The sequence below is a fragment of the Aeribacillus composti genome (assembly GCF_007827555.1).
Taxonomy (GTDB): Bacteria; Bacillota; Bacilli; order Bacillales; family Aeribacillaceae; genus Aeribacillus; species Aeribacillus composti.
Map to the genome: position 1 here is coordinate 20,429 of NZ_VISS01000025.1, position 19,701 is coordinate 40,129.

The following is a 19,701-nucleotide window of genomic DNA, read 5'->3' on the forward strand; positions in this document are numbered from 1 at the left end:
CACTACTTTATGTCAATTCTCCGCAATCCTTTTTTCTCAACCTCATCCAATGCTTCTTCATATCCTGCATCAGCATAACGTAAAACACCGAGTCCTGTATCATTATCAAGCGTAAGATTTAATCTCATGCTTGCTTGCTCAGTACCGTCGGCTACTATCGTTACACCGGCGCTTGTCATATAACCGGTATAGCCACCTCCGCCTGAATGAATAGCGACTAAATCCGCCATTGAAGAGCAATTCAGCATAGCGTTCAGAAGCGGCCAATCAGCAATTGCATCACTTCCATCTTTCATTCGTTCCGTCATAATATTCGGGTGAGCCATCGATGCAGCATCGAGATGGTCACGAGTAAATGCAATCGGACCGCTCAATTGGCCTTTTTGCACCATTTCATTGACTGCTGTTGCCAGTTTTGTACGATCTCCGTGACCAAACCAACCGATACGCGCCGGCAATCCTTGAAATGGAACATACTCTTTGGCCAGCCTAATCCAATTGGTCGCAATTTCATTGTCAGGAAAGTGTTCAAGAATATAGTCATCTATTTTGTAAATGTCTTCTGGATCCCCCGACAAAGCAATCCAACGAAATGGTCCAATTGCTCGACTAAATAATGGACGTAAAAATGCTTCGGTGAAAATGTCAATTTCGAACGCATCATGTACACCTTCTTGTGATGCCTGTGTCCGGATGTTATTCCCGTTATCAAAAACAATGGCGCCGCGCCGCTTAAATTCCAGCATAGCCCGAACTTCTTTTGCTATAGATTTGCGAGCATCAGCAGCCAGCTTTTTCGGGTTTAGCTTTCTTGCTTCATGTACTTCCTCGATCGTATAGTTTTCCGGGATATAGCCATAAACAAGATCGTGAGCGGAAGTTTGATCAGTCACAATATCAGGGATGATTCCCCGTTTTAAAATTTCCGGATACACTTGGGCGGCATTGCCAACCAATCCAACAGATAAACTCTTTTTATCTCTTTTCGCTTGGTCAATCCATTGCAGCGCTTCATCCAAACTGTGTGTTTTCTTTTGCAAATATCCTGTTTCTATTCGTCTATCAATTCGATCTTCATCCACTTCTACACACAAGATGGCTGCGTTGGCCATTACACCTGCGAGCGGCTGTGCACCTCCCATTCCTCCTAAACCAGCCGTTAAAATAAAGCGGCCAGCCAAACTGCCGTGAAAATACTTGCGAGCAATAGTGGCGAATATTTCATAAGTTCCTTGAATAACCCCTTGAGAACCGATATACTGCCAGGCTCCAGCTGTTAAACCTCCCCAGGCAATCAATCCTTTCTCTTGAAGTTCATAGAAATTTTCGCTATTTGCCCATTTCCCTACTAAATTACAGTTCGCCATAACGACTAGCGGAGCATAAGCATGTGTCTTGAAAATACCAATCGGTTTACCAGACTGAATTACTAAAGTTTCATCTTCCTCTAAATTTTTTAATGCCTCGACAATCGCTTGATATGATCCCCTATTTCGAGCAGCTTTTCCTAATGCGGCATATACGACAAGCTCTTTAGGATTTTCCCCATTCTCTAGCACATTTTCTAATAATCGCAATAGGGCTTCCTGCCGCCATCCTTTACAACGAAGCTGGGGACCCCTTGCAGCTCGTATGGCTTCCATTTTCATCCCCCCTTACTTCATTTGAAACTCGATAATTATCAATAATTGATAATTAATTTTCATTTTTTAATAATATAACAGCAAATACCCATAAAATCAATAGAAATTATAATAATTATTATAGAAATATTTAAAGCCGACAGGCTCAAATTGAGAAATAGATTTTTAAAATCATTATGGAAAATAAGATTACAGCCTATCTTGTTGTTGTTAAGAAAACCTAATCAATTGAAAACTATGAATTTATTAAAAACTCTGTTGTTGCTTGAACCCATTAGAGTAACACTAGTTAATTCAGAGTTTGTAATTTATTTTTCTTTCCAAATGTTAAAAGCGCACTGTACCGTTTTTGACATCATATTTTCTTAATCTCAACTGATGTAAACACATATGGAAATGGAAATAGATGAGACTAATCGCTCTGCGTATATTTGGGGTATATTGCAGAGACACTGCAAAAGGGAATCTCGCTTATCTACAAATTCATATATCGAACGGAGATTAAAATTTTATTAAAGAATCAAAGCTTCTCTCTTACTTAAATTAACTGCTCAGCCTGTATTGAGTTTTTTAGATAAATTAAAACGCCGGACTTCGAATGCTCTAGCCAAACTGCCATAGGCAGAGGGCGGTCAGCAAACGAAACCCGGCGCGGGCTTAAAAACAAAAAGATTCTATTTTAAATTCAGAATTAACCAGTAAGCGACGAATGATTTTTGTTTAAGGAAAGGAATTTTCGATAGGACGTACTGTAAGGCGTACTATAAAAAAGTTTAAAATGAGCTGGTTCATCACAAAAAATACATTCATGCTCCCAATATTTCTGCGATAATTTTTGTACGTGCGGTGTGTTGAGTAAGTTTATTCCGTTCTTAATATGTTTTTTACAAACGGTGATCATCAGCATCCCCTCGCTAAATTAAACGAATTCTGATTACGTTAAGAAAAGAAAAAATGGTTTTTGCACATATTGAAAGCAGGAAGCAGTACGTAAAAAATCCGCTTATTTATTCAAAAATTCTATTACTTGACCTGCAAAAAATTCTGTTTTTTCGATTTGCACCCAATGGCCGCAATTTGGAAAGACATGAAGTCGGGCGTCAGGAACAATTTGAGATAATTTCCAGCTTGTTTTGTCCAATGGGATCACCCGGTCTTCTCTTCCGTGAATGAGTAAAATCGGAATTTCTATTGCCCGCAATTGTTCCTCTGTAAGCGCCAAAGCATTCACATGTTTTTGTCTAGGCGGCGGAAACATTGCGGAATACGATTCTTGAAAACCTTCCTGAATGCTAGCTTCATAGCGCATTTTGACCAGGTTGTCATTTTCCCCCATGCTTGGATCATTTGACATAATGCCAATGATTTTTTTCATATTTTCAATGCTCGGCGTATATCCCCAAACGGCATCAAGTTCCTCTGTAATTGGAAATTCAATCCCTGCGCTTCCCATCAAAATTAACTTCTTAACAAGATCAGGGCGACGATTTGCAATATGCAGAGCTAAAGCTCCACCCATGGAATTTCCAATGATTGAAACCTTCTCAAGATTCATCGTCTCGACAAAGTTAATCATGTGTTCGACCCATACATTCACGGAATATTGAATATCTTTCGGCCTTTCCGTATAACCAAATCCTACGACATCTGGGGCATAAAGATGAAAATGCTGGGAAAGGAGCGGAAATACTAAACGCCAATTAGCCCATGCAGAAACCCCGGGACCAGAGCCATGAATAAGAAGAAGGGGTTCTCCTTTCCCGTCCTCGTGATAATGTGTTTTGATTCCTTTCACATCAGCATACTTTCCCGTTTCTATCATAATCAACCTCCCCCAATATTATTAAATCGATGCCTTTTATCATGCGAGATTTGTTGTCTTATTTTGACCGTAGTTGTAAGCATCCTGACGCAGCCATGAAACGATGTCTCGTTGATTGTCTTGTGATATTTCATGTCCAGCCGGATAAATGGTATACTTCACAGAAGCTGCATGTTTGCGCAAATAATCATAGTTTTCCTGTCCAATGTTTAAAGGAAAAATATGATCTGATTCTCCTTGAGTTAAAAACACAGACAACCGCTCGATAGACTTCAATGGATATTCTTCCTTCACAAACGATGGTATATATCCATTCATTGCAACAATCCCTTTTATTTTTTCGCCCAATATTAAAGCGAGTGTCATACTTAAGATTGCTCCTTGACTAAAACCAATCAAATATACTTTGTCAGAATCAATCGGATATTTTTTTAGTGCAGCTTCAATAAAGTTCTTTAATTTATTTACACTAATATCGAACAATTTTCGTTCTGGATTTCCATATTCTTTCAAATAATAATATGCATATCCATCTTCATATGGAAGATCACCTCTAATGCCTATTAAAATAAATTCCTCTTTTAAATCTTCCACTAATGAAAGCATGTATTGTTCGTCATACCCTATGCCGTGCAATGCGAAAACAACAGGATACTTCTTTCCCTCTTCTGCGGTTGAAGGGAGGTGAATTTCATATTCATATGACAAGATATTATTCATCAAAATTCCTCCTTAAATATGGAATGTTATTTTATAGATGAAATCTCATATACCGCCAGCAAAGCATCCGCATTCTTATTCTTTTACACTAAACGAAACATCTCCGAGTTGATCTAATTGCCCGATTACTGTATCTCCAGCTGTTAGATTGATCGCCTCAGTGATGCCCCCAGTTAAAATCATGTCGCCCGCTTTTAATCTCTCTCCTTTGCGCGCCAGCATATTGGCCAAAGCAGCAGCAGAATTTGCCGGATGATTGAATACCGCTGCACCAGCTCCGCAAGCTTTTAATTCCCCATTTATATAAAGCGCTGCACCTATCAAATCTAAATCAATTTTTAACGTGTGGATTGGAGTCAATGTGCTCCCGATTACAACTCTTGACGATGAAGCGTTATCTGCGACAACATCCGGCAACGTAAACTTAAAATCTTTATAGCGGCTATCAATAATTTCTAAGGCCGGTGCGACATATTTTGTTGCCGACAGCACTTGTGTTCTCGTTACATTTGGGCCCTCTAAGTCCTCACCTAAAATAAAAGCAATCTCCACTTCTACCTTCGGATGTATAAATTCGCTCAAATGGACGACTCCGCCGCTTGGAACGAACATATAATCAAAAAGATATCCGTAAATCGGTTCTTTCACATTCATTTGCGTCATTTTCGCTTGACTTGTCAGCCCCATTTTCGAACCAATGATGCGATGACCGCTGTTTATTTTGATTTTGATGAGCTCCTTTTGTATCTTGTATGATTCCTCCACAGAAAGGTCCAAAATATCTTCTGTGATGCGAGTAATCTCCCTTTTTTCATATTCCGCTTCATTTAACAACTCAGCAAATTTTCGATAGTGACGAACTTTTACTGCCATTGCCCCAACACCTCCTTATGAAACTGGCGATTTTTCTCTCTTCTTCGCAATTTCTGTTGCTACGTCTACAATCATGTCTTCTTGACCGCCAACTACTTTGCGTTTGCCGAGTTCAACTAAAATATCGCGCGAGTCAATCCCTAATTTTTGGGCTATCCGCTTGGTGTGGAGCAGAAAGCTTGAATAAACACCGGCATATCCCAGCACAAGGCTGTCTCTTGTAATTTCTTGGGGAGCTGGAAGCATTGGCGCCACAATTTCTTCTGCAAGATCCATCATTTTATAAAGATCAATACCGGTTTCCTTTCCTAATCGATCCAACACAGCTACCAACACTTCCGTCTGGGTATTTCCTGCCCCTGCTCCCAAACATCGAACACTTCCATCAATGCGGATTGCTCCTTCTTCGATGGCAACCAAGCTGTTCGCCATGGCCAGAGACAGGTTGTTATGGCCATGAAAGCCAATTTCCACTCCTACATGCTGCTTAAGGGCACGAATTCTATCCCTGACTTCATGCGGAAGAAGCGCTCCTGCTGAGTCAACGACATAAACGACATCCGCTCCGTAGCTTTCCATCAGCTTTGCTTGTTCTACCAGTTTTTCAACTGGCGCCATGTGGGCCATCATTAAAAATCCGACTGTTTCCATTCCAAGCTCTTTTGCCAGCCCAATGTGCTGGGCAGAAACGTCTGCTTCTGTTACATGAGTTGCAACCCGCGCCATCTTCGCCCCAAGCTCGGCAGCATGTTTTAAATCTTTCATCGTGCCGATTCCCGGCAGAAGCAAGACGGCGATTTTTGATTGCTTGCAAACCGACACGGCGGCCTCAATCAGCTCGAGCTCATTTGTGCGAGATAATCCATACTGCAAAGAAGAACCGGCCAATCCGTCTCCGTGTGCGACTTCGATGTATGGAACGTTCGCTTCATCTAAAGCTTTGGTGATTTTTGCGACTTGATCGACTGTGTATTGATGGGCAATGGCATGACTCCCGTCTCGCAAAGCTACTTCCGTAATTAATACATCACGTTTTTTTGCCATGCGGTTTTCCTCCTCTACGCCGTTTGTGCTGCTAATTGATGTTTTGCGAATTCTTCCGCAACCTTTACCGCAGCAGCCGTCATAATATCAAGATTTCCAGAATATTTTGGCAAATAATCGCCTGCTCCTTCTACTTCAAGGAAGACAGTGATTTTATTCCCATCAATGATTGGATCGGTACGTATCCGGTATCCCGGTACATACGATTGGACCGTTTCCACCATCTCTAAAATCGATTGAACAATGGCTTTTTCATTCATACTTGCTTCTTCTACTAGAGCATAAACAGTATTTCTCATAATAATAGGCGGCTCCGCCGGATTTAAAATGATGATGGCTTTTCCCTTTTTGGCTCTGCCAATTTTTTCAATGCCGCGTGCCGTCGTTTGTGTAAACTCATCAATGTTTGCCCTTGTTCCCGGTCCCGCACTTTTACTTGCAATGGTTGCGACAATTTCAGCATAATCAACTCGACTCACCCGATTAATTGCGTGGACAATCGGAATGGTCGCCTGGCCGCCGCATGTAATGAGATTCACGTTCCTTTCTTCGAGTTGTTCATGGAGAATTCTAAACGAAGTGAAGCAATTAACACTCGATGAGTTTAAAGAATCTAATCAATTTGACACTAATATCGAGTTTCCATCACTAAATTCTGAAACATTTACGCCTTTTAATTGGTATTTAAAAGATGTGACAAGTGATTATAAGAATTTATCTATTGATACAGGGGAACATTCCACAATTGCTTTAATAGATAGTGGAGTAGATATAGAACACCCATTGATAAAAGAAAATATTGATTTAACATTAGCAAAAAATTATGTCACAAATGACATGGATATTACTGATGAATTAGGTCATGGCACAACTATTGCTGGGATAATGTCAAGTATTGCTCCAGAGACAACAATTGTTCCTTACAAAGTTATTGGAAATGAGGTAGGGAAATCAGTATGGGTGATAGAAGCTATTATTGATGCAGCTAATAATGATAATGATGTGATCAACTTAAGCGTCGGTACTTATTTTATTAAGTCTGAAAAAGAAGATAAGTTACTGATTAAGGCATATAAAAAAGCTGTAAAATATGCAGAAAGTAAAGGGGCTTGGAATTCCTCAAGGATACACACTAACTGAAGGAACAAGTTATGCAGTAGCACAAGTCAGTGCTACTGCAGCTCTTATTATTTCAGAGTATACAGAACGAACAGGTAATAAGCCTTCTGTTAATAAAGTGCTTAAATATCTAGAGAAGGGAAGTTCTGATATCGGTAAGCCTGGTAGAGACAATTATTTTGGAGAAGGAAAAGTGAATGCATATAGTTCCTTAATGATGATAAATAAATAAAAATTAGAAAAGAGACTTTCTCAGGTTCTTTATATATATATATAAATCATTTTTTACTAATAATTGGTAATGATAATTACCCGTTCTAATTTAAAATATTGAGAAAAATAATTTGAAGGAGGCAGTTCATATCAATAAATTTAAAACTGTTGGTATCTCTATTTCTATCGTACTGATAATATTACTCTTTATTGCTTTTTTTGAATACATCATTTTAAGAATAATAGGTTTCCAATATAATTCATTATTGGATTTAGTATTGTTCTTTATTTTGTATTTATTCCTTGAAATACCTCTTGCTTTTATTACAGATGCAATACCAAAAGCTTTAAAATCTGTTGGCATACTTCAAACGAGTAAAGGATGGCTACCATTTATTTTGAATACAACTCTTACCTTTTTATTGATTGAAGTAATAGATAATTTTATGGCAAATATTGAAATCGAATGGCAAGGTTCACTCATATTTGCGATGGTTACTGGATTTATTGGTTGGAAATTAAGAAAAGATGAGGATGAACCACCAGATATTGATAGTGAGGAATTTAAAGAAATAGATAATAAATTTAAACCCAAAAAATAAATCATTAAACATATGTGAATGCTTTATACAAATCTAGGTAACATAAAGCCAACTATGGGAAGTAATGAAAACCGCCAACCCCTTGATACGCAAGGAATTGGCGGTTTTCTGTTTTGACTCGTTTATGCAGGATTTTATACATCGTTGATGGATCAAGGGTTTCCCCTTTTATGAAGCTCTAAATCTTGCATAAAAAAGGCGGATTTTATGCAGTCCTTCTCTCCCTTTTCCTCCTTACAGAACAGGTAAATAAATTATATCTGTCGAATGCTTCTAAAACGGATAGGAGAGACGCTCTATATCCCGTCCCATCCCACTAGGAGGTTGAACGAATGAAATCGCAAGAACAAGCTTACAGTACCAAAGAAGTGAGCCATACCTTAGGAATTGGCGATAGTACATTACGAAAATGGTGCCTAGCTATTGGAAAAGAACGGTTATACCTTCATCAAAAATGACCGTGTACAGCGATTATTTATTGAAAGCGACCTGGCAAACTAAGACACTTTCAAACCCTTGTTCAACAACACAACATGCAGTTAGAGAACGCCGCGATCGTTGTCGTTGACCGGTTTGGGAAAGGGGCGTTCGAAGAAGTAACGGGCCACGTTCCAGCTGAAAAACCAAACGAAAATCGTTCGTTCCCTCATTCGGATGATCACATTTCTAAATTATTGAAACACATCGAGCAGCAAGAAACATTCAATCAAGAATTATCCTTCCAAGCTAGAAATATTTCCATAGCCTCTCACTCCTCGTATACTAAGTTTCAGAAAGTTTTTTTTATCGAATTTCCAGTCCATGCAACAAAAATATAGTATGAACTTTTCAATTTAAAATAAAAAAAGATAATTTATGTAAATGCATCTTAGTCTAATTCCAATAAAGAAGCGGCCAGCTCTTACTTCTAAAATAAAAAGGATGCTCTAAAGTTTTACTTTTTGGGACACCCCAACTAATTGACTCGACCATTAAACTGTCATTTTCGCATGACTATTTTTTTAGATGCAATATTTCCCTTCATCTACAGTGTCTCTCCTATTTTGGCAATTAAAGTATTTTCAGGACGTTTTAGCCCTAAATGTTCTCGTAAAGTCTTGCCCTCATATTCCGTGCGGAACAATCCCCGTTTTTGCAGTTCAGGTATCACTAAGTCAACGAAGTCTTCAAGTCCTCCGGGCAAATATGGCGGCATAATATTGAAGCCATCAGCTGCCCCATTTTCAAACCATTCTTGCAGTTGATCGGCAATTTGTTCAGGTGTTCCCTTAATTTCTCTATGCCCTCGTGCTCCTGCTATCCGTTGATATAGCTTACGAATCGTTAATCCTTCACGCTCAGCAAGGTCTTTTAACAGCTTAAAACGGCTTTTCCCTCCATTTATTTGTTCCAAATGAGGCAAATCAGGCAAGGGACCGTCGACAGGATACCCTGACAAATCAACACTTAACATTCCAGATAAAAGAGCAACTCCTGCTTCTTCAGGAATAAGTTCTTCCAGCATCTTCTTATTCTTCTCAGCTTCTCCTTCAGTTCTTCCGATAACAGGAAAAACACCTGGCATAATCTTCAATTCATCTGGTGAACGCCCATATTTTTTCATTCTTCCTTTCACATCGGCATAAAAAGCTTGAGCCTCTTCAAGCGTCTGCCACGCTGTAAAAATAACCTCCGCGGTACGTGCGGCCAGCTCTTTTCCAGCTTCAGACGAACCTGCTTGGATCACAACCGGATGGCCTTGTACAGGACGGGAAACGTTTAAAGGTCCTTCTACAGAAAACCACTTTCCTTTATGATGAATGGCCTGTATTTTTGAACCGTCTACAAATTGAGCCGATTCCTTATTAATCACTAAAGCGTCATCTTCCCAACTATCCCATAGCTTTTTCACTATATCTACAAATTCTTCAGCACGATCATAACGCTGTTCATGCGGAAGATGATGCTCTAAGCTAAAGTTATGAGCTTCTGCTTCCGTATTGGATGTGACGACATTCCATGCTGCCCGGCCTTTGCTCAAATGATCAAGCGAGGCAAATCTTCGCGCTACATTAAAGGGTTCATTAAATGTGGTCGACACGGTAGCTGCAAGCCCAATGCGTTCGGTCACAGATGAAAGGGCTGATAACAGAGTAAATGGTTCAAAAAGTGTATTCACTGTCTGCTCAAATGCCTTTTGATTGCCTGTTCTTACTGCATACGTGTCCGCCAGAAAGATCATATCGAACTTTCCTCGTTCAGCCGTTTGCGCAAGCCTTTTGATAAAATCAAAGTTCATGACATTATGAGCTTCTGCATCAGGATGCCGCCAAGCTGCGACATGATGCCCCGGGATCATGAAAAATGCACCTAATTTCATTTCGCGCTTATTTGCCGTCATTTAATTTTCCCCTCTTTCCTTTATTATTGATTTGTCTTCCAAGCAGAGAACCGTTTTTCCAAAGATACTAAAATATAATTTAATACAAAGCCAAGTATGGCAATGGTAATAATACCGGCATACATTTCGGGAATTTGAAAATTCATTTGAGTATAATTAATTAAGTATCCTAATCCTTCTTTAGCCCCTACCATTTCAGCAGCAATTAATACGAGAATGGAAGCTGTTCCCGCCATACGTATTCCGGTAAAAATAGTCGGAATAGATGCAGGCAAAATAACTTGATAAAACAATTTATATGGCGGTAATCCCATTGATCTTGCCGATTTAATAAGTAACGGATCGACATTTCGAACGGCACTAATAGTATTTAGCAGAACAGGAAATGTACAAGCGAATAAGACAATCGCTACTTTCGATGTTTCACCAATGCCAAACACTAATATAAATACAGGCAATAACGCTAATGCAGCTGTGTTTCGGAATAATTCCAGCACCGGGTTTAACAAATCGCTAACGATCGGGTACCAGCCAATCAATAATCCGAGAGGAATAGCAATAAGCAGCGCAATTCCAAATCCAATAAATGAACGTACAATACTCGCTTGAAAGTGAGCCAATAATTCCCCTGAGACAACTAATCCCCACCAGCCTTCAACTACTTTTGAAAAAGGCGGAAAGAACGTCGGATCGGTCACTCCAATGCGAGGCGCCACTTCCCAAAATAAAAGCAGCAGAATAATAACAGCTGTTTGCTTCACAAGTTTTTGGATCCAGTGAAAAGAAAAACGGATAAGTTTTCTCGTTTCATATGTAGTTTGAATGGATTTGCTAACACTAGCCAATGTCATCACTCCTTTTATTAAATTTCCTAAGCTGAATGCTCTTTTTTATGATCATTTTGCGATTTACTGACCTCATCCCGCAGTAAATCCCAAATTTGATGGCGAGTCTTTACAAATTCCGGCGTGGAACGCGCATCGTCTTCCTTTGCTTGGGAATGAGCTGAGTTTGTAATAATTTGTTTTATCGTCCCCGGACGTGAAGTCATTACAGCGATACGCTGTCCTAAGTACACGGCTTCATCAATTCCATGAGTAATGAACACGATCGTCTTCTTTGTTTTTTCCCAGATACGAAGCAATTCGTTTTGCAATGTTTCGCGTGTTTGAGCATCCAAGGCCGCAAACGGTTCATCCATTAATAAAACGTCAGGGTCAAAAGCCAAACTTCTAGCAATAGCTACACGCTGCTTCATCCCGCCTGATAGTTCGTGGGGATAACGTTCTTCAAAGCCGGACAAGCCGACTAGCTCCAAAAAATGACGGGCGATTTCCGAACGTTCCTTTTTTGGCACACCTTTCGCTTTTAAACCAAACTCAATATTTCCCTTAGCTGTTTTCCAAGGAAACAAGGCGTACTGTTGAAAGACAATTGCTCGATCTAAACCGGGGCCGTCGATTTGCTTCCCATCTATTAAAATTTTCCCAGATGTTGGTTGAGACAATCCGCCGAGAAGATCAAGCAAAGTTGATTTTCCGCATCCTGACGGCCCGACTAACGTTAGAAATTCTCCATTTTTAACGGAAAAATGAACGTTCCTCAATGCGGTAAACTCTTTAAAGCTTCCTTTTCCCTTTTCAACATCCCGAATTTTAAAAATTTTTGTGACATGGTCAAATTGAATTTTATCTGTCACCTGTTGAACACCTCCTAAACATTTTTGTTCAAGCTTCCTTTAGTAAGGGTTGAATTCATTTGTGTATAAGTCATCCAGCCCAATTTCGCCTTTTTTCAACTCACCACTTTTTATTAGCCAATCGATCCACACTTGAAAATCTTTCTCCTGTATATAACCTCCTTTCGAGCCGATTCCTGTACTTTTCCAAAATTTAACTGTTTCACCATCTTCTTTTCGTTTTCTTTTTTCAATAATTGCTTCATAACGGGCAATGACTTCTTCTCTAGGGGTTGAACGCGCCCATTCAATTGCTTTCGCTGTTGCTTCAACGAATTTTCTCACAGTATTCGGATTTTCTTTAATGAATTTCTCAGTAAAAACATAACTGCCCGCATTAAAAGCACCAAACAAATCATAATCACTAAAGAGCTTCCGAATCCCGCCCCTTTCTAATGCCCGGTCTCGCAGCATTCCGCCTAACACAGCTACATCAATTTGTTTATTACGCAATGCTTGTTCTGCATTGACTGGCGGAATCACCACTATCGTTACTTTTTTAATTTCTTCCTCTGTTAATCCATTTTGACGCAAGTATTCTTTTAACACGAATTCATGGTGTGCACCGAGAGTATTCATCCCGACTTTTTTGCCAATTAAATCTCGCGCCTCTTTAATCGGACTATCCTCTAATGTATAAAACCCACTGAACGTATCTTCATCGCTGCCGTAATAACTGATCACGGCTTTAATCGGGGCGCCGCTGGCTTTTAATTTAATAATTGCTCCATTAAATGCACCGCCAAAATGAATTTCCCCTGTTGCAGCTGTTTGGATATCCTGTGGTCCACTCGTTGTATTTCCAACCCATTCAAGTTTGATTGGATCTAAATAACCTAAATCTTCCGCCAATTCCGGGAAAGTGACTTGTCCAGGAGATCCTTGATAGCGCAGTGTCAGCGTCTCATATTTGCCATCACCTCCGGCTTTGCCTTCTTTTTCAGCAACTGTTTTGTTCTGACAGCCAGCAGATAAAACAACTGTCCCTACTAACAATAAAATTCCTATCACTCTGCAATTCTTCAACAACTTCATCTTACTCCTCCCTTTTGATTTCAATTGAATAGGAAGAGGTGACTAACCCCCGACCTCTCACACAACCGTACGTACCGTTCGGTATACGGCAGTTCAATTAAGTCCATGCCAGCCCGCATAAAAAAGGTCTTTACATTTTCTGTAAAGACCTCCAGTGTACTGGTCGGCATATTCATCTATTAAAAAAATACCGGAGACATTTTGCAGCAATGTCTCCGGTTGACCGGTGGGAACAATCAATTAACCGATATTTCCTATTGAATTAGTATACATTAGTTATCCTTAATGTTACTGAGCAAATGAAAAATAGTCAAGCTAAAATTTACTGTAAAATATTAATTTTTTATAAATAAAAAATTTTTAAAATTTAATATTGACATTTTTTTTCTTGTGAATCTAATATTTTTACTAAACCGATATGAATTCATCGGATTTACAACTGGAATAAAAAGCTGACCAGCCATCTGGAAGCCGGAGCTCATCTGCTCTGGCTTTCTTGCTTATTATCGGTTTATTAAAATGGCTCACTCAACGAGCAAGGAGGTGGGGCTTCTATTAAGTGCCGATGAAATTTTGAGAAAGATGAATATTCCGTAGAATCATAAACTTTCTTGAGGAGGCGATCTCTATGACTGATGTCAAACAAGTACAAAATGAATCAGAGATTATTGTCAAACCAGTTGCCGGACGAATTGGCGCTGAAATATCAGGCATCAAACTTTCCGATAAACTAGATGCTGAAACAATTCAATTTATTCGCGAAGCGATCTTAAAGTACAAGGTAGTTTTCTTCCGAAATCAGCATCATCTAGATGATGCGGGGCAGGAAGCCTTTGCACAGCTGCTTGGCAATCCTGTTGTTCATCCAACTGTTCCAGCAAAAGACGGCTCCAATTATATTTTTGAGCTAGACTCTGATCGTGGCGACCGGGCCAATTCATGGCATACAGATGTTACATTTGTAGATGCATTTCCGAAATTCTCCATTTTACGGGGGGTTGTGATCCCTGAAGCAGGAGGGGATACTGTTTGGGCGAACACAGCTGCTGCCTATGAAACTCTGCCAACAGAACTGCGGAATCTTGCTGATCAATTGTGGGCAATCCATACAAATGCCTATGATTATGCAGCACTGCGATATAATATATCTCCTGAAGCAAAAAAGCACTATGACGAAGTATTCACTTCCACTTTATATGAAACCGAGCACCCCGTTGTCCATATACATCCTGAAACCGGTGAACGCAATCTTTTACTTGGTCATTTTGTCAAAAAATTTGTCGGACTTTCCACCTTCGATTCAGCCCAATTGTTCACTGTCCTGCAGCAGCATATTATACAATTAGAAAATACAGTTCGCTGGAAATGGAGTGCAGGAGATGTTGTGATTTGGGATAACCGTGCAACCCAGCATTATGCAATAAATGACTATGGCGACGAACAAAGAGTTGTGAGAAGAATTACAATTGCAGGAGATGTTCCTGTTAGTATAGACGGCCGCCGCAGCATTACACGAAAAATAGAAAAATAGTCCCATCAGGATTTTTCTAACCAATAATTTATAAAAGCCTTTCAGTTAAAAAGTTAAACTTCAAAAATTTTTATAACCAAATAAAAACGGCATCTCCCTTATGTGAATATCAAGCTATATAAGTTCGGGACCGTTTTACGCAGAATCGTCATCCTCTGATGCGAACACTGCCTTTTATCTAATAACCTTGGAATCGTTTTTATCGCTAATGACTTTTGAAAATTGGGCATCCCCCCCTATTGCCCGGAAAAGAAAGTTTATTTGCAATTGGTCGACCATAAAAAGAAATGGATTTCACAATCTATTCAACAATCGTTTGCGGCATCAAAGAATACGGAAGAATCCGTTCACCACGTGAAACAGCGATGCCGCAATTTTACCTTATTACGGAATTTTTAAGACATAAAACTTAAACAGTAGAATAACGATCTAACAGCTTCTTTTTATGTGAATGAAATACTTCTTCCAAAGGAATATTGTATTTGTTTGCAATCACTATGATGTTTCCTAACACATCTCCCAGCTCTTCGATTAATGCCTGTTTATTTTCCTCAACTGAACCTGTTGATTCGTCTGGTCTGTCTCTGCCAATTTCAAGCGCTCTTATAGCTCGGGCAACTTCCCCCGTTTCTTCGGCTAAAAATCCAATGCGGACAAAAATATCTAATTCAGCCCAGCCCCTGCTGTCATAATACTCCTTCACCCATTGTTGAAACTCATTGATATCCATTTTGTTCACCTGCCCTTTCTCTCTTAAAAAGAGTCACATGAAAACTCTTTTCTTGTCAATATTCAAATTAGAGAATTCAAATGACTTTTGAAAAGATAGTAATTATGACCATTTTATATTGTGGTACTGTCAAGAATTTTGTATAATCTAAAATGAATCAGTGAATAAACGGTAAATTTTTTTGAGTTAAGTTAGTTATATGAATAACTAATAAGGAGTGATCATATGGCAAAGCCGAATGTTATTAGTAAAAATGAATTAATTCGTTCCGCGAAGAAGTGTTTAGTCAAAAACGGAATTGAAAAGTTCACATTGAGGGCAGTCGCCGAAACGGCAGGGGTTACGCAGGGGACTGTTTATTATCATTTTCGAACAAAAGAACAATTATTATTGGATATTGTAAAAGATATTTGCGACAGTTCTTGGGACGAATTATCGAAAAGTGACGGCAACATCATTAAACAAGCGATTGAGACAGCGAAAAGCCGTTGTTCTCATGATTCTTTTTTTCATAAATTGTTCTTAACACTCGTCGTTTCAGGTTTTCATAATGATAAAATCAGGGAACAGCTTGAGGGGATTATTTTACAAGAAAATAAAGCTCTAGCGGAAAATTTATTAAAAATATGGCCTTTATCACCAATTAAAGGAATTTCGCTTGACACATGGGCGATCATTTTAAACGCTGTTGTAGACGGAATCGCCTTACAGGCTCTATTGTCAAAAAATTTTCCGGTAGAGAAAACATACGCAGAACTTGAGAAATTATTTATAGCATTGAGCGGCTTACAAGAGGTGGAGAACAAATGAAGGGATATTTGCACACAGCATGCTGGAGCGTTTTTGTTTGGTTTTTTGCCACAATGTTTTTTGTTATGTTTGGGGACAGCGTTCTTTTCAGACCGGGTACAGCGGAGTTTGCTGTCAGCCTCTCTTTGCTAATAGCTGGAACAGGGGTGTTATTGGCAGGAGCCACGTATTTATATGTATTGTTTGACAAAGCCGAAAATGCACCGCTGAAATTTGGATTCATCGGCACGATCGTTGGTTTAATTTTAGATACTTTTTCTTTATCCAACCACCAGCTGATTTTTCCTAAGCTTGATGAGCCGCAGGTTATCGCTTTTGCAGCATGGATGTCTTTTGCCTACGCATTGTATTTATTAATACCTGCCATAATAAATGAATTAATGAAAAAGAAGCTTAAAACCGAATGAATTAAAATGCAATCACAAAATGGGGTGTCTAATAAGTCGTTTTTACGGCTTATTGACGCCCCCATTAATGTTTTAGAAATGTTGATATATCGTGGTTATCAATGACGATTTGACTTTCTAAGACAGCCCCTTTAGGGCATTGTATGACTGTTCGAATTTAAAGGGATTTCACCTTATCAAAACGTGAGTCTTTTCTTTTCCTTATTTAAGTAATCCATGCTGCCGCCTGCCTAATAACCGAATCAACATTTAGAAGAAAGCAAGATAGATGTTGAGGACGTCTTTCTCATTAAAAAGAATTTCAAAATGTCCTTTTACGCTATTTATAAGCTGCCGTCTACCTGATAAAGCTCCGAAGAACCTTTTATTTTAACTTATACGTTTGGATCATCAATTTTATCATTGAAGCTAGACAAACTGTCCCAAATAAAACAACATATAAGAAGGCCGATTACTAAAATCATTCGTATTTAGAACAGCAAAAATTAAAGCTGTAAAAGTGAGAGCCAGCAAAAAATACAAACTATATTTACCCAATAATTTTGAAGTGAATCCTATTCCAACAACTAACAATAAGAATATGCCAATCTGGCAAAAAAAATTCCAAGCTCCTCACTTCTCGCATAAAGTTTAGAATTCCAGCTGATGGCACTTTTCTAATCTTTAAATTGTTTTTCTTTTACAGGAAAACCAAGTGCACGGATTAAGATATTTTTTGTACTTGGCAGCGACTTCCCGACCTGCGATTGCCAGCCCGGCCCACCAAACGATTTCGCCAATTGCAATCAGCGCCGGAACATCCGCCGCTTTTTGAGTAAGAGTGAGCGGAAGCAATGGGACAACGGCGGCTAGTCCATACAAAATAAACGAGGCAATAATAAGAATGACAGCAATCTTGCGGAGATAGCCTCTTTTATGCCTATTCGGCTTTTGCTGTCCGCAATCCTCTGTCCTGTAAAAAAATTGTTGAAGCATTTTTCCATATTTTTTCATCATGATAGCATCAGCCAGCTTCGGTGATATGGAGTTAACCTTGCCAAAAAGGATCGTGGACATCCCTCCCATAATTCGTACTGTCTTCTTTTTTTCAATTGTTTTAAGCAAATCCTCTGCCACTTTTTCAACAGGCATAATGGAAACACCCATTTTCCTCCAAAGCGGATGAAATGGTCTTTCAGCTTCAGTATCTGCAGGACTTGGCGAAAAAAAGGCAACCCTTGCTTGACTACCTTCCAACTCCAATTCACGGTTTACAGCTTCAATAAATGTGAACAGCCCTGCTCGTGATACAGCATCGACACTATAATATGGAAAAGCCAAGCGGCCATCTGCAAATCCCCCGATATGCATAATCGTGCTGCCTTTTTGTTCTCTCATATGCGGCAGGAATGCCTTCGTTATAAGAATCGCTCCTAAAAGATTGATATCAAGCGTGTTTTTCGCTTCTTCATAACTATGCTCAGCTAAAGACTTTCTCACGTCATAACCCGAAGCATTGACGACAATATCAATATGGGCCGACCACCTTTTTACAATATTTTTCAGTTCTTTAATCGATTGTAAATCAGTAATGTCAAAAACGGCTGTTGTTATATCTCCAGTTATTTGCTCTGCTGTCTTTTTAACCTTTTCTTCATTCCTTCCAACTAAAAGAAGCCTTGCACCTTTATCGGCAAAAGCTTTTGCAAAGCTTGAACCTAATCCCCCTGAAGCGCCTATGACAATAACGGATTTACCCTCAAAACTCCTTTTCATGAACAGCTCCTCCATGTAAAAATGTATATGATGCATTAGCGATCTGTTTTTTGCAAATAACGAACGATTTCTGCCAATAAAGTTTCCAGAAATTCATATTTATGATCGCTTCCTAAACACTCTTTTATTTGCAAGTCAATTTTCTTGTAGAGCTTTTCATCACCTTCGACAATGTTCTTTCCTTTTTCTGTAACACTTACATAATAAACTCGTTTGTCCTCCTGCGATTGTATTTTTTCTATAAGGCCCATTTTTGACAGCTTTCTAATCATCGCTGAAACAGCCGGCTTCGTGAGGTTCAAAGCTTCTGCCACCTGAGAAAAATTGGGTTTCCCCATATAGTAAATAGTCGTTAAATAATAGTAGTCATTGCTGCTGAATTTTTTAATCTCCGCCTCCGTCAAATGCATATGTAAATTTTTAATCGATTCCCTCCACAAATAATTTGCAATAAACGCAATGCTGTCTTTAACCATAAAATCCCCCAATAAATAGTTAAATATATTTAATTAAATATATTTAACTATTTACCATTATTTTTTGTCAATCACAAAAAAATTTCCCCAAACATAAGCGTGGGGAATAGCACTTGACAAAATTTGAATTCGTTTCTCGTTTTAAAACATTATCTCATTCGGTTTCATATGCGCACAGTGATTGCATGATTCTTTGGCGGAGACCGAAAATTGGCTGGATAAAATTTCATCTAGGAAAAAACTGTCTAAAACAAATTTTTTTCATCACAATTCGATTGTTATTCACAGCATAACCATTTTTTCTGTAGAAGCTTTCTGCGAGTCCTCCAGTGGATGTTAAGAGGTAAATGCTTTTAACTTGTTTCTTTTGTAAATCTTTCTCTAAATATTGGAGAAGCTTGGAGCCATAGCCTTTACCTTGAATTTCATGATTGATGCATAATTCCGCTAAATAAAAAGTTATTCCTTGATATGTTTTCTTGCTGTTCCCTGCTATAAAACCAATGGGAGTTCCATCGATTTCCCAAAAAAATCCTGTAAATTTCGGAGTATGCAGCAAATCTGTAAGCCTTTCTTTAGCCGTTTCATATGTCCAGCTTTCATTCCAAGGGTCACGATTAAAAACTTTCATATATAGTTCAATACATTGTTCCAAATGTTTTGCCGTCATTGGTGCAATTGTTTCTGCCACAAAAATTTCCCCCTATAGTAAATAGCTGGGGAGTGCATCCTGACTCCCGTCTGTTCAAAAACACTCCCCATTAAACTATTCGATTTGGTGTTGCCAGCACAGAAAACTTTCT

General features: G+C 39.0%; 20 protein-coding genes and 1 pseudogene. 7 read left to right on the top strand and 14 right to left on the bottom strand.

Going from position 1 to position 19,701, the window contains the following annotated elements:
• Positions 1 to 2: 2 nt before the first annotated feature.
• From FB379_RS13050 to FB379_RS13075, 6 genes and pseudogenes are all read right to left on the bottom strand, one after another.
• Entirely contained in the window at positions 3 to 1,643 is a 1,641-nt protein-coding gene (locus FB379_RS13050) for a urocanate hydratase (RefSeq protein WP_144598164.1), read from the bottom strand.
• 1,003 nt (positions 1,644 to 2,646) lie between these two features.
• A complete protein-coding gene (locus FB379_RS13055; protein ID WP_144598165.1) occupies positions 2,647 to 3,465 on the bottom strand; it encodes an alpha/beta fold hydrolase in 819 nt (272 codons plus the stop codon).
• A 39-nt stretch (positions 3,466 to 3,504) separates the two neighbouring features.
• Positions 3,505 to 4,185 carry an alpha/beta hydrolase gene (locus FB379_RS13060; RefSeq protein WP_144598166.1) on the bottom strand — a complete coding sequence of 227 codons (681 nt, stop codon included), beginning with the start codon at positions 4,183 to 4,185 and terminating at the stop codon, positions 3,505 to 3,507.
• A 75-nt stretch (positions 4,186 to 4,260) separates the two neighbouring features.
• Positions 4,261 to 5,058, bottom strand: a complete 798-nt coding sequence (locus tag FB379_RS13065) for a 2-keto-4-pentenoate hydratase (RefSeq protein WP_144598167.1) — start codon at positions 5,056 to 5,058, stop codon at positions 4,261 to 4,263.
• 15 nt (positions 5,059 to 5,073) lie between these two features.
• A complete protein-coding gene (gene dmpG / locus FB379_RS13070; RefSeq protein ID WP_144598168.1) occupies positions 5,074 to 6,102 on the bottom strand; it encodes a 4-hydroxy-2-oxovalerate aldolase in 1,029 nt (342 codons plus the stop codon).
• A 14-nt stretch (positions 6,103 to 6,116) separates the two neighbouring features.
• A pseudogene (locus tag FB379_RS13075) lies at positions 6,117 to 6,662 on the bottom strand (acetaldehyde dehydrogenase (acetylating)); the annotation flags it as partial.
• Positions 6,663 to 6,681: 19 nt separating this feature from the next.
• Between FB379_RS13075 and FB379_RS13080 the strand changes: the two are divergent.
• The 4 genes from FB379_RS13080 (at position 6,682) to FB379_RS19030 (ending at position 8,494) form a co-directional block, all read left to right on the top strand.
• On the top strand, positions 6,682 to 7,242 hold the full coding sequence (locus tag FB379_RS13080) for a S8 family serine peptidase (RefSeq protein WP_158640199.1): 561 nt from the start codon (positions 6,682 to 6,684) through the stop codon (positions 7,240 to 7,242).
• A complete protein-coding gene (locus tag FB379_RS13085) occupies positions 7,193 to 7,453 on the top strand; it encodes a hypothetical protein (RefSeq protein ID WP_063388371.1) in 261 nt (86 codons plus the stop codon). The genes FB379_RS13080 and FB379_RS13085 overlap by 50 nt, the downstream gene beginning before the upstream one ends.
• A gap of 112 nt (positions 7,454 to 7,565) precedes the next feature.
• Complete coding sequence (locus FB379_RS13090; RefSeq protein WP_235600456.1) at positions 7,566 to 8,036, top strand: YrvL family regulatory protein; 471 nt, start codon at positions 7,566 to 7,568, stop codon at positions 8,034 to 8,036.
• 332 nt (positions 8,037 to 8,368) lie between these two features.
• Positions 8,369 to 8,494 (top strand): hypothetical protein, encoded by a 126-nt coding sequence (locus FB379_RS19030; RefSeq protein ID WP_277874806.1) that lies wholly within the window; start codon positions 8,369 to 8,371, stop codon positions 8,492 to 8,494.
• Between the two features lie 566 nt (positions 8,495 to 9,060).
• On the opposite strand, the gene FB379_RS13095 is transcribed toward FB379_RS19030, so the two are convergent.
• Genes FB379_RS13095 through FB379_RS13110 form a run of 4 tightly spaced genes read right to left on the bottom strand, consistent with a single transcriptional unit; the run spans position 9,061 to position 13,189 of the window.
• The gene (locus FB379_RS13095; RefSeq protein WP_144598170.1) at positions 9,061 to 10,416 is read right to left on the bottom strand and encodes an LLM class flavin-dependent oxidoreductase; all 1,356 of its coding nucleotides are present in this window, start codon (positions 10,414 to 10,416) and stop codon (positions 9,061 to 9,063) included.
• 23 nt (positions 10,417 to 10,439) lie between these two features.
• Positions 10,440 to 11,261: an ABC transporter permease gene (locus tag FB379_RS13100; protein WP_144598171.1), complete on the bottom strand. Its 822-nt coding sequence runs from the start codon at positions 11,259 to 11,261 to the stop codon at positions 10,440 to 10,442.
• Between the two features lie 26 nt (positions 11,262 to 11,287).
• Positions 11,288 to 12,115 carry an ABC transporter ATP-binding protein gene (locus tag FB379_RS13105; protein WP_063388411.1) on the bottom strand — a complete coding sequence of 276 codons (828 nt, stop codon included), beginning with the start codon at positions 12,113 to 12,115 and terminating at the stop codon, positions 11,288 to 11,290.
• A gap of 39 nt (positions 12,116 to 12,154) precedes the next feature.
• A complete protein-coding gene (locus tag FB379_RS13110) occupies positions 12,155 to 13,189 on the bottom strand; it encodes an ABC transporter substrate-binding protein (RefSeq protein WP_063388410.1) in 1,035 nt (344 codons plus the stop codon).
• 628 nt (positions 13,190 to 13,817) lie between these two features.
• On the opposite strand from FB379_RS13110, the gene FB379_RS13115 reads away from it, so the two are divergent.
• On the top strand, positions 13,818 to 14,720 hold the full coding sequence (locus FB379_RS13115; RefSeq protein ID WP_199757346.1) for a TauD/TfdA dioxygenase family protein: 903 nt from the start codon (positions 13,818 to 13,820) through the stop codon (positions 14,718 to 14,720).
• A 409-nt stretch (positions 14,721 to 15,129) separates the two neighbouring features.
• On the opposite strand, the gene FB379_RS13120 is transcribed toward FB379_RS13115, so the two are convergent.
• Entirely contained in the window at positions 15,130 to 15,450 is a 321-nt protein-coding gene (locus tag FB379_RS13120) for a MazG nucleotide pyrophosphohydrolase domain-containing protein (protein WP_063388408.1), read from the bottom strand.
• A 225-nt stretch (positions 15,451 to 15,675) separates the two neighbouring features.
• On the opposite strand from FB379_RS13120, the gene FB379_RS13125 reads away from it, so the two are divergent.
• Positions 15,676 to 16,260 (top strand): TetR/AcrR family transcriptional regulator, encoded by a 585-nt coding sequence (locus tag FB379_RS13125; protein WP_144598172.1) that lies wholly within the window; start codon positions 15,676 to 15,678, stop codon positions 16,258 to 16,260.
• Positions 16,257 to 16,667, top strand: coding sequence for a DUF5367 family protein (locus tag FB379_RS13130; protein ID WP_144598173.1), 411 nt, complete (start codon positions 16,257 to 16,259; stop codon positions 16,665 to 16,667). Before FB379_RS13125 ends, FB379_RS13130 begins: the two co-directional genes overlap by 4 nt.
• A 663-nt stretch (positions 16,668 to 17,330) precedes the next feature.
• Here FB379_RS13130 and FB379_RS13135 read toward each other — a convergent pair.
• From FB379_RS13135 to FB379_RS13145, 3 genes are all read right to left on the bottom strand, one after another.
• Positions 17,331 to 18,422, bottom strand: a complete 1,092-nt coding sequence (locus FB379_RS13135; RefSeq protein WP_144598174.1) for an SDR family NAD(P)-dependent oxidoreductase — start codon at positions 18,420 to 18,422, stop codon at positions 17,331 to 17,333.
• A 35-nt stretch (positions 18,423 to 18,457) separates the two neighbouring features.
• A complete protein-coding gene (locus FB379_RS13140; RefSeq protein ID WP_063388404.1) occupies positions 18,458 to 18,898 on the bottom strand; it encodes a MarR family winged helix-turn-helix transcriptional regulator in 441 nt (146 codons plus the stop codon).
• 226 nt (positions 18,899 to 19,124) lie between these two features.
• Positions 19,125 to 19,589: a GNAT family N-acetyltransferase gene (locus FB379_RS13145; RefSeq protein WP_144598175.1), complete on the bottom strand. Its 465-nt coding sequence runs from the start codon at positions 19,587 to 19,589 to the stop codon at positions 19,125 to 19,127.
• Positions 19,590 to 19,701: the final 112 nt, after the last annotated feature.

Bases quoted from the DNA above. Each gene is read 5' to 3' on its own strand.
- FB379_RS13050 (WP_144598164.1), bottom strand. From the start codon at position 1,643: ATGGAAGCCATACGAGCTGCAAGGGGTCCCCAGCTTCGTTGTAAAGGA.
- FB379_RS13055 (WP_144598165.1), bottom strand. From the start codon at position 3,465: ATGATAGAAACGGGAAAGTATGCTGATGTGAAAGGAATCAAAACACAT.
- FB379_RS13060 (WP_144598166.1), bottom strand. From the start codon at position 4,185: ATGAATAATATCTTGTCATATGAATATGAAATTCACCTCCCTTCAACC.
- FB379_RS13065 (WP_144598167.1), bottom strand. From the start codon at position 5,058: ATGGCAGTAAAAGTTCGTCACTATCGAAAATTTGCTGAGTTGTTAAAT.
- dmpG (WP_144598168.1), bottom strand. From the start codon at position 6,102: ATGGCAAAAAAACGTGATGTATTAATTACGGAAGTAGCTTTGCGAGAC.
- FB379_RS13085 (WP_063388371.1), top strand. From the start codon at position 7,193: ATGCAGAAAGTAAAGGGGCTTGGAATTCCTCAAGGATACACACTAACT.
- FB379_RS19030 (WP_277874806.1), top strand. From the start codon at position 8,369: ATGAAATCGCAAGAACAAGCTTACAGTACCAAAGAAGTGAGCCATACC.
- FB379_RS13095 (WP_144598170.1), bottom strand. From the start codon at position 10,416: ATGACGGCAAATAAGCGCGAAATGAAATTAGGTGCATTTTTCATGATC.
- FB379_RS13110 (WP_063388410.1), bottom strand. From the start codon at position 13,189: ATGAAGTTGTTGAAGAATTGCAGAGTGATAGGAATTTTATTGTTAGTA.
- FB379_RS13115 (WP_199757346.1), top strand. From the start codon at position 13,818: ATGACTGATGTCAAACAAGTACAAAATGAATCAGAGATTATTGTCAAA.
- FB379_RS13120 (WP_063388408.1), bottom strand. From the start codon at position 15,450: ATGGATATCAATGAGTTTCAACAATGGGTGAAGGAGTATTATGACAGC.
- FB379_RS13125 (WP_144598172.1), top strand. From the start codon at position 15,676: ATGGCAAAGCCGAATGTTATTAGTAAAAATGAATTAATTCGTTCCGCG.
- FB379_RS13130 (WP_144598173.1), top strand. From the start codon at position 16,257: ATGAAGGGATATTTGCACACAGCATGCTGGAGCGTTTTTGTTTGGTTT.
- FB379_RS13135 (WP_144598174.1), bottom strand. From the start codon at position 18,422: ATGAAAAGGAGTTTTGAGGGTAAATCCGTTATTGTCATAGGCGCTTCA.
- FB379_RS13140 (WP_063388404.1), bottom strand. From the start codon at position 18,898: ATGGTTAAAGACAGCATTGCGTTTATTGCAAATTATTTGTGGAGGGAA.